The sequence below is a fragment of the Deltaproteobacteria bacterium genome, from assembly GCA_026712905.1.
Taxonomy (GTDB): domain Bacteria; phylum Desulfobacterota; class Binatia; order UBA9968; family JAJDTQ01; genus JAJDTQ01.
Map to the genome: position 1 here is coordinate 1 of JAPOPM010000037.1, position 9,568 is coordinate 9,568.

Below are 9,568 nucleotides of genomic sequence, written 5' to 3' on the forward strand. Positions count from 1 at the left end.
GACCTCCCGCAGGGCCTCGACGTGGGCCACCGAGGACGCGGGGTTCTCCTGTACGGCGTGGCGATACCAGTCCACGAAGTTCTCGGCGTGGCGGCCGAGGAGTTGATCCTCACGGGTGGACTCGGCGCGTAGCAGCGCCGGGCGGATGTTGCACACCACCGTCGCCCGCATGGCGTCCTTGAACGCCGTCAGGCGGGTGTTGATCGGCTGGGCGACGACGCGTGCGAGAGCCGATTCGGTCCAGTCCGTCTTGAACGTCGGCCCCTCCGATCCGTCGTCGCGGTAGAGCTGCACGTCGCCCATCTCGCACTTGAACAGCGTCGTGGGGCCTGCGCTGAGGCTCTCCCAGGTGATGCGGGAGTGCCGTCCATCGTCGGCGTGCTCGACTTCCAGCCGGTATCGGAAGGATTCCCCGCCGACTACGACGTCGATCTCGAACACCTGCTTCGGGTCCGTCTGCCAACGTGTCAGCGTCGACGGATGAAATGCGACCCGATCAGCGATTTTGGCCTCGGCCGAGAGCAGCTTGCGGAGCCCGTAGACGACATCGATCACAGCCGTCTTGCCGGCGCCGTTCGCGCCGAGCAGCAGAACCGTCTCCTGCAACTCCAACTCGAAGTTCTGGAGGCACTTGTAGTTGTGCACGCAGATCCGCCTCAGCACACCGGTCATCGTACTGCCGCCTCGCTGAGGCCCGATCAGGCTGTCAGGTGGCGATCGATGCCCTGAATCGCCCGTGAGCCGCCGGCCTGAGCCTTCTCGGTGTCAGGGCCGGTGAGGGCGCGGTTGGTGGCGTGGCCGGTCATCACTCGATTGCCACGCTCGGCGACGGCAGGTAGAAGCGCTCCACCTCCTCATCGTAGGGATCTCGGTTCCGCAACGCGGGTGCATCCACGGCCCGCTGCACCCACTCGACAAGTATGCCCCCCTCCGCCATGACCTGCCGGGCGTGCGCGGTGAGTATCAACTCCATCTCGATGAGTCATCGCCGCCGCACCGCGAACTCATGCGGTAGTGGTGGCGTCGGCTGCTGTGAAGGGGTGGACTGAGCAAGAATCACGGCGTCCTGAGGGGTTTGCGCTGGTCGGAGGTCGGTTTGGGTAGGACGGTGGCGGGGATCAGGGGGCTGGCGAGGATCTCGTCGAGGAGGGCGGCGGCGGCGGGGGTGACCTCAATGGTGTGCTCGAGGATGGCGAGGAGACGGAGGAGTTCGTCGCTCTGGGTCCAGCGAGTGGGCCGGATGTCGTCGAGGGGGCTGGACTTCCGGCCCTTGCGGGTCTTCATCCGGTAGCCGAGCCAGGAGCCGACGACCTTCAGGCCGGAGACCTCGAAGTTCCAGACCTCTGGGCTGACGGGTCCGAAGGTGCCTGTGCCGACTGTATAGCGCTCTCGGGCGGGCCGTCGACTACGAGACGAGGCTCTGGCGGCCGGCACTTCGCTTCGGATTCTCGAGAGGCACATTCACGCCCGCCGGCCGGCAGCGACGATCGACCCGAGCAGACGTGCACTATCGCGCCGCACTGTTCCAGCGGCTCCGCAACCGGGCTGCGCATCACGAACCGATCTTCAACGGCGTCCAAACCCCAGGTTCGACCACGGTCATCGCTATCGGCGACGTATGGGAGCGATCGCTCGAACTGTTGGCATGGATGAGTCCGGACCTTGCCGACCTCCACAGGGAGCAGAGCGCCATGCCTGATCTTCTGCAGGATCGGCCACACGCATGATCGCGAGGCGCTCCGACACACGACACCGCAACCCCGTGCCGCCGAGGAGTTCCATGGCAATCGGGGTCACGTCCTCCACGTTGCCGCCGCGGCGGGGGCAACGGTCACCTCGGTGGTCGAGGAGAGAGGACACTGCTTGTTTGTGCCGGTCGTACTTCAGAGACGCGGGGATCGGGAATCGTCCGACCCCCGTGACCGGAGGCGTTCGGCGTGATCCGAGACTACGGTCTGGAGCTTCAGTGGTTCGGGGATCATCCGACCCCCGTGACGTACTCGTGGATGAGATGCCGATGTTCGCCCACGCGCGGCTTCAGTGGTTCGGGGATCATCCGACCCCCGTGACGTGGGTGAACTTGCCCATACAGTTCCGCTGCGTCATGCTTCAGTGGTTCGGGGATCATCCGACCCCCGTGACCTTTGCTCGTCGTATTGGACAGATCTCTCACCCGTCGCTTCAGTGGTTCGGGGATCATCCGACCCCCGTGACGGCTGGGAGTCGGCATGGTAAGTGACCTGGACTTTCCCGCACGTTTGCGAGTGGTTCAGGTCTGAGACGAACGCGACGCCCGAATCGATTGTCAAGGATCGCTGTTTCCGCAGGTTAACACGGTGGCGAGCGGTCCTCGGTGGTCGACTTCGGACCGGACCGCTCGCCGGGCGTCATGGGGCTCTCCACGTTGCCTTTGCCGATTCGAACGAGAAGAGATCCTTGCCACAGTCGCGAACCACAGACGACCAGATCTCCGTGATACCCCATCCGGTGAGGCGCTCCGAATTCAATTCGTCGGAGGCCGGTTGAGCCTGGGCGAGGAAGGAACCGACGGTTGCCCATCCAGCAGGATGTTCCCACAGGGGCCAGAAGAACAGATGAGGCCTCCGCCCGAAGATTCCTTGTGTCACGCAGCGGTTCCGATCACTCGTCCATGTCGGATACCGGCTCATTCCGAGCAGTGCTAGCGCCGTTGGAGCGGGGTTCGTCAGTCTCTTGGTGCGTTGGCGTTCCTCGCGCTCGGCAGGGCTGACTGCACTCAGCGCGTGAGTTCGCCCGTCAGTGTCTCCCCATCTCAGCAGGCTCAGCCCGTTGCCGGGTTCGGTCAGAGCTTCGCGAACGAGTTGGGGGGACAATGAGGAGTGATCGGTCTTCTTTTTTGCCGGGTTTCTGCCGGTCGCGATGCCGCGGGCGATCGACAGGAACTTCATCTGCCCACTCGTGAAGTGCAGAGTTGAAGGCTTGGATTTCCCGACTCTGACGACCGCACCCTCACTCACCTGCGCGGCGGCAAATGCGGCTGGAAGTCGCCCTCCCACGTGGGCAAACTCGAGGTACGCCCTCACGTCGGCTGCGGTCGAGAACTTGAGGTCGTCGGCCACGTGTTCCCCCGATACCGCCGGGCTCGCGACCAGTTCCTTGAATGAATCGACGATCCGCTCGGCGATCTCCTCGAGCGTGTGTCGTCCGCCGACAATCGGCGATCCCGTGGAGTCCCAGCGCAATGTTGGCGATTCGGAGGTCATAAGAGCGGTCTGAACACCGAGTGCCCCCATGAACCCGAGGGGGGTTCTACCGTCCAACCCTGGCAGACAGGTCTCAGCGCTCATTCCGTACCTCTCTCAAGCGCGCTTTCCTGCTGATCCGCCTGTCGCATGATCGCTTCCAGCCACGCCAATCCGTGATGGCCATACCTGCGTGACAGCCGCCAAAATCGCTCGGTCATCTCAGTTGCCAGCGCTGGCCCGGCGGCGGCCGTGTCGGCGCAGTACACGTGCGCCCCGTCAGAGTAAGTGACCGAGCGAGGGTTCCTGTCGGGGCGCAGCAGTGGAAGGGAGCGGGCACGTCCGTGATGGTTCCCGATGAGGTGCAGCACCAGGTCCTCGTCGTGGGCGTCCCGCAGGCGGTCGCTGTCGCGGGCCATGAGTACGCCTAGCAGTTCGTGGTAGACCGCGGGCCATCCGGCAGGATCGGTGCGCGCTCCCGGTAGGGACTTGGCGAGCGGCTCATCGAGGCACTCAAGTCTCACCACATCGCCGCCCACCATTTGGCGCTGGAACCGCGGGTCCGCCTTGCCGATGTCGTGGAGCCGCGCAGCGAGTTCGAGGTCGTCACAGAGGTCGGCGCTCAGCCCGAGCCGCTCGGCGTATTCCCGGACGCGATCGCCGACTCGTGACAAGTGGTCGCGCAAGGGGACTCCCGCTCCGGTAACCGACTGCGATTCGTCGGAGCCGTCCATCGTGTCCGCCTCGGCGTGGAGACCTGCCGAGACCACGAAGTAGGCCGCACCGCCGGCACCGATTCGCCGGACGCGCCGTCGGGGGGAGGCAACCTTGTCGAGAGTCTCGATCATCCAGGCGGGCAACCCCGGTGTTGCTGCCACAGCTGCCAGCCACGCATCGATTCGCTCGGAATCAGGAGCGTCTCCGTCATCGAAGGGTCGGGGAGGGTGTGGAAGTCCAGCGTGCAGGCGTGGGTCGAGACGAAGGGTGTAGCGGCGCTGGTAAGCGTGCTGTGCCGCATCCCCGAGGTCGCTGACGGCCTCGCGCGACGATGGGCACCACGTGCCGTTCGACAGTCCTCCGCGAGCGGGGTCGACCAGCAGTACATCGCCAGGGTGGATGTCACCAGGGCCAATCAACTCGGGAGCGGTGTCCTGGCCGGTAAAGCGACACCAGTCCTCTGAGGTGTCGAGGTGTCGACCGAGTGTGGCGCTGGTATCAACTGTCTCGTTGCCGACGTCGGAGACGTTGATCTCCATGTCGCGAGTCAGCCATGCGACGGCGGCCCGCCACGGCACCTGTAGCTTCTCCGCCCCCCGGATCGGCACCTCGCGGACAGCAGCGGGACTCCGGTCGTGGCGCCAGACGATGCTCACGTCCGCCGGTCGGTGAGCTTCCCTGTCGGGGAGCATGCCATGAAGGAACCTGTCGATCGAGGGTGCCTGGGCCGGAACCGGATTCGTCTGTGCCCAGGCGTCCATGTGGTGAGGCAGCAGCAGTGGTGCGCTCAGCCTCGTTGTGTACGCCGCTTCCGGGAATGCGTGCGAAGCCAACGGCGACGCGTCGAAGGGTGTTGCTCCCCGCTCGGTGCGTTCGAGCAGTTCGTCCCAGGTCACCGAGACCGCACCGCCGTACACGGGGTCGTCCACGAAGCTTTCTGCCGATTTCGGCCTGGCCGGACCGACGATCCACGCACGAGCCGCCTGTCTTGTCGTGGCCGACAGTTTGCCGCGGCGGTCGAGTCGGCCGAACCGCTGTCGCAGGCTGTCGATGGGGGCTACCTCGGTCACGAGAGCGTCGAAGCTGTAGTCGGCGCCGGCCTCGATGCACTGCGTCGCGACGACCACCGTCGGCGTGCTCGCACCAGTGGCGCGCTCAGGATCGACCGCCGCCTGCACCCTCACGACGGCATCATCTCGGTCGAGCGGCCTCATCCGTCCTGTGAGAAGGTGGACATCCCAGCCTTCCGGTCCAAGTGCGTCGATCAGGGCGCGGTGTGTCTCGAGGGCCGTGCGCACTCGATTTACGACCACCCCGACGGTCTGCTCCCGTTCGTCCAGTTGCTGCGCGATGTCGAGTACGGCAGCAGGGATCGTCCGGTGGGGATCGCTCCAATCGATCATCCGAAGGAACGCATCCTTGGGGGAGGTGACCCGGCGAGAGAACTCTGCGCAAGCCAGATCGTCCTCGTCGAACGTGAACCGGTCGTCCACAGAGCGGACCGGGGTGGCGGACATCTCGACGATCTCGTACCGACGTGGCAGACCGCTCGTGTCGGGCTGCGCGTCACGGACCTGTCGAACTGTCTCGGCGAATGGCTTGTCGAGATGGGCTTCGTCGAGGATCACCAGACAATCGTTGCCCGCGAGTCCCGCATGCACTGGCCGCATCTTCGGCCCTGACCCGTAGGCGCGAAAGAGGAGTTTCGAGCCGAATTGATCGATGGTGGCCACCGTCACCCATGCGGTGTCGGGCCTGTCCGCCCAGGTCCCCAGGTCACGAATCCCGCCACGTAGCCGGACGCCATTGATCGGCGCATCGTTGCAGACGTCGCGTAGGCAGTCCGAAACGCGTCGGACAGCAGGATCACCAGAATCCGTCAGGGCGGATTGGAGCTTCAGCACGTGCTCGAAAGCCTGATCAACGACGGTGCGGCGGTTGATGATGTAGACCAGCCGTCGGGGTGCCGTCTCAGGGTTGGCTGCCAGGGCGAAGACGGCGATATCGATCAGCGTTGTCTTTCCCGAACCGGTCGGCAGATCGACTGCCTCTGGCCACGTTCCCGCCCCGATGACTCGCCGGACGAGACGCTCCTGCCACGGGTAGGGCGCGAATCCGTGCACACCGTGGAAGAACCCGGCAAACGCGTCGGCTGTGAGCGCGCCAGAGGGCATCAGCGGGCCTCGACACTGGCAGAATCCAGCGGCCGCATTAGTCCAAGTCCCCGGAAGCGACCGGAGCCGAGCACCACTGGCCCCGACACCGGTTCGCTGAAGTCAATCGTCGCGTGTAGCAGAAGCCGCCTCTTGCCGCTCTGCGCAAAGGCCGGGTAGTCGCCGGCGTGCGATCCTCCCCTGACCGGAGGATCGAATCCGACATCGACGTCCTCGGGATCGGGTAGCCCGGCGAAGCGGCAGGCCTCGATCACGGCCTCCTCTGCCTTGCGCCAGGCACGCCGGATGTCCGACGGACTGCCACTGGTGAGCTTGTATGCCTCGCGCGGAAGCGCCAGCGCGGTAACCGAGCCCCACCGCCGAGATGCGCGGCTCCAGACTCCTGGGTCGAGCGCCTTCGTACCTGCGGTATCGGGCCGCGGCCGCCTTCGGATAGCCACAGCGCCGCGGCTACCCAGATGCAACTCGAGAGGGCGTCCCTCGCAGGATGTCTCCCAAGCGTTGATCGCACGAAGCACGATCTGGCGCTCGACGGTGTCGCTGCCGGCCGGGATCAACACGGCTGCGCCCTTGATCGATCCGTCAGCGTGTCGGTGGCCCACGAATGGTAGCGACAAGAAGAGTGCGTGGGGATCAGCCGTGGGCCGTCCATCGCTCTCCTTGCCCACCAACAACTTTGGAGGCGGTCCAGGGCAGTACGAGAGCATCGCGCCACGCAGAGCCTTCGCGACCCATGCCGCACCCGTGCTCGACAGGCGAGACGGCTTCTCCATCTCGAAGACGATCCATTCGCAGCTCGCGTCTTCCACGGACGGCACCGGATTCGGGACCCAGCTGCGGGCGTCGGCGTAGAACACAGTCGCACTACGCATGGGGATGTTGCGGAGCCCCGTCTCCAGGTAGGAATCGTGGCGGGCGAGCAGCATCTCAAGCATTCCCCGGTACGTGCCTCGCACAGAGAACGCCGCCCCGGATGAGCCGTGATGAGGCACCCAGACGGGATCGGGAGGGTCGCTGATCAGTCGACAAGCGACGAACGATGACGAATGCCCCAAGCGGGTGACACGCTCGAGCATCCTTGCCAGGGCTCCTCGTTGGTCGGCCGTCGGCTCCGACTTGGACCACGCGAATACCACCCTGCGGTCACCGCCGACCAGCGTGGATGGCACCGAGAGCCGAGGGGTGCGCTTTCGTTCCTCACGAAGAAGCGTCTGCATCTTTGTGATGCCCCGCCTCTTGTCCCGTCGGCTCGGCTCGGTCGCATTGTTGACGGGTACGAATAGACCCGCCGCCCGACGGGGAGAGCCGCCGGGATCGGCGATCGTCGGAGCGGGCTGGCACTCCAGCCACTCGAGGGCGGCCCGCTCGCCGGGATCGGGAGGGTCCGAGCCGTATCTGGCCCACGACTCCACCAGCGCCGCGAACAGGCGCGCCAAGTGCGGCGGCCACTCTGGTTGTTGCGTGTTGCTGACGTCAGCAGCCGAATAGCGGCCGGTCGCGAACGCAATCTCGACGGCAAGCGGCACGGCTACCCGACCGCCGCTTCATCGACGTCCGCCTTCCGATCCCTTACGGCTTTGCGGAGGCTCGCCGTGGGTGTCAGCACGACCGGTTCGGTCGCCCAGGCGAGCCCGGCCTCGGCGGAGCCTTCGGCGGCGCGTCCGAGCATCTCAGCCGCGGCACCCGGAGTGACGGGAGCGAATTCGTGCACCTCGCCGTACGCATCCACCAGTTCCACGGTGGGTGGCCCATCAGGAACGAGCAAGCACCGTGAGCGGAGCGCGTACCCCTGCGCGTCGCGGAAGACCGCTGCAGCCAGGGCGAGCGCAGTTACCGCAGTTCGTGCCTCGACCGTGGCTTCACGGTGGCGAGGGAAGCGCAGCTTGCGGATTGCGTTCAACGCCACAACCGTCGACTGCTCGGCGTGAGAGAAGGTCACGCCACCGATCCCAGTGAACTCGTCTTCTGAGGGCGGTGAGATGCTGGGGGTGACATTGCCCAGACCGAGCCCCGACATTTTCCCCTTTCCTCGACCGTCGCCGTACTGCAGTGGCCTGTCCTTGGAGTCCCGTTCGGCCTGCTCCTCGTCAGTGGTCCATGGCGGTTCGCTCGGATCGTCGGCGTGGGCCTTGTTCCTGAAGACGGCGCCAGTGGATTCGATCTTCAACGGGTCGAGCTTGCTCGAGGATGATCGCCCGACCACGACGTCGATGGCGACGATCTCCGAGACGACGCGTCTCTCGAACTTGTGGCCCCGCGAGGCATCGCCACCCATCGAGTCCCACTCCCCGAATACCAAGACGGTGGGGCAGTAGCGGAACATGTCGGCGGCATCGCGCTCGCTGCTGTTGAAGATCGCTCTCCCGATGGGCGACTCGCGAAACCACTCGCCATCCACCTTGCACTCGCGGAATGTCGCATCGGCGACGCGATGGGAGGCCTCCAGAGCGGTCAGACGTCCTGGGCGGATTCCGTCGTAGTCCGCCCCCTCGCCATCGTCTCGCGCGAAGTCAGCCTCGACGAACGGAATCTCGATCAATCCGTCCTCGATGGCGTCCAGCAGCGCCTCTTCGGCACGGTTCGTCTGCGATGCGACCGAATCCAGAACGGCGACCTTGATGGTCCTGCCGTCACGATGGCGTTCCTCGATGTGGTAGCGGGCCTCGTCGGCGCGAGGCTGCCCGGCGGGTCCCGCGTACGTCGGGGGATAGACCTTCCCGCCGGGACCGTCTGCGGGTTGAAGCGCAGTCTTGATCCGCAGGTAGTTCGCTCCTCCCTCTACGGCCGTACGCAGAGCATCGAGCGTCAGTTCCGGATGTGCGGCTGTCGCCTGTGTATCGGACGTCACGTGGGCCTCCTGGGGTGCTGGGTTGATTGGATTCGATGCGGGATTGCCGCCAGTGAGCTGTGAGATCTAGATCAGACTGACTGTGCCTTGTGGTGTTCCCGCATGCGGGATCAACGTAGTGGTGGAGTGTGACAGTCATCACGACACGGGGCGGCAGCGGGATCAGCAGAGCCGGATCTGTTGCCAGCGATCGAGGAAGCCGTGGGTGTCGCCGAGACGGTTGAGGTCGGTGATTGGCGGATCCCAGAGCCTCCGCGAGAACCCCTGTGGATCCCTCGACAGCGTCTGTGGAACCATCGCCTCGGCCTGCAGCACGTCGAGCAGGTGGAACTGGCCGTGCTCGACAAGACCAAGTATCTGACTACTCCGATAGCGGGTCTCGGACTGGCGTCGACCGTCGGCCGCGGCGGTCAGCGCAGGAGTTGACGGCCAGAGTCGCGCTGCGTGCCAAAGGATGCCGGTACGGTTCAGTGCGTGACCGGTCCGGGAGGCGGCGAACTGCGGGAGATGTACCGGCGCATGTCGCGCATCCGGCAGTTCGAGGCCACGACCAAGGAACTCCTGCTCGCCGGCGAGTTGTACGGGGCGTTCCACACGTCGACCGGCCA

The 9,568-nt window shown here is 65.4% G+C and carries 8 protein-coding genes and 1 CRISPR repeat array; all 8 genes read right to left on the reverse strand.

Going from position 1 to position 9,568, the window contains the following annotated elements; translation table 11 throughout:
- On the reverse strand, window positions 1–672 hold a 672-nt coding region (locus tag OXF11_02645), incomplete at its 3' end, for an AAA family ATPase (GenBank protein MCY4485997.1).
- Window positions 673–805: 133 nt separating this feature from the next.
- Window positions 806–973 (reverse strand): hypothetical protein, encoded by a 168-nt coding sequence (locus OXF11_02650; protein MCY4485998.1) that lies wholly within the window; start codon window positions 971–973, stop codon window positions 806–808.
- An 83-nt stretch (window positions 974–1,056) separates the two neighbouring features.
- Window positions 1,057–1,461: a hypothetical protein gene (locus OXF11_02655; GenBank protein ID MCY4485999.1), complete on the reverse strand. Its 405-nt coding sequence runs from the start codon at window positions 1,459–1,461 to the stop codon at window positions 1,057–1,059.
- Window positions 1,462–1,880: 419 nt separating this feature from the next.
- Window positions 1,881–2,215: direct repeats of the CRISPR family, unit length 36 nt; unit sequence GCTTCAGTGGTTCGGGGATCATCCGACCCCCGTGAC.
- Window positions 2,216–2,387: 172 nt separating this feature from the next.
- Window positions 2,388–3,242, reverse strand: coding sequence for a hypothetical protein (locus tag OXF11_02660; GenBank protein MCY4486000.1), 855 nt, complete (start codon window positions 3,240–3,242; stop codon window positions 2,388–2,390).
- An 80-nt stretch (window positions 3,243–3,322) separates the two neighbouring features.
- Window positions 3,323–6,112 carry a type I-U CRISPR-associated helicase/endonuclease Cas3 gene (gene cas3u, locus OXF11_02665; GenBank protein ID MCY4486001.1) on the reverse strand — a complete coding sequence of 930 codons (2,790 nt, stop codon included), beginning with the start codon at window positions 6,110–6,112 and terminating at the stop codon, window positions 3,323–3,325.
- Entirely contained in the window at window positions 6,112–7,638 is a 1,527-nt protein-coding gene (gene csb2, locus OXF11_02670; protein ID MCY4486002.1) for a type I-U CRISPR-associated protein Csb2, read from the reverse strand. Before csb2 ends, cas3u begins: the two co-directional genes overlap by 1 nt.
- Window positions 7,639–7,640: 2 nt before the next feature.
- Window positions 7,641–8,960 (reverse strand): type I-U CRISPR-associated RAMP protein Csb1/Cas7u, encoded by a 1,320-nt coding sequence (gene cas7u / locus OXF11_02675; GenBank protein MCY4486003.1) that lies wholly within the window; start codon window positions 8,958–8,960, stop codon window positions 7,641–7,643.
- Between the two features lie 162 nt (window positions 8,961–9,122).
- Window positions 9,123–9,568: hypothetical protein (locus tag OXF11_02680; GenBank protein ID MCY4486004.1), on the reverse strand; the 446-nt coding region annotated here is incomplete at its 5' end.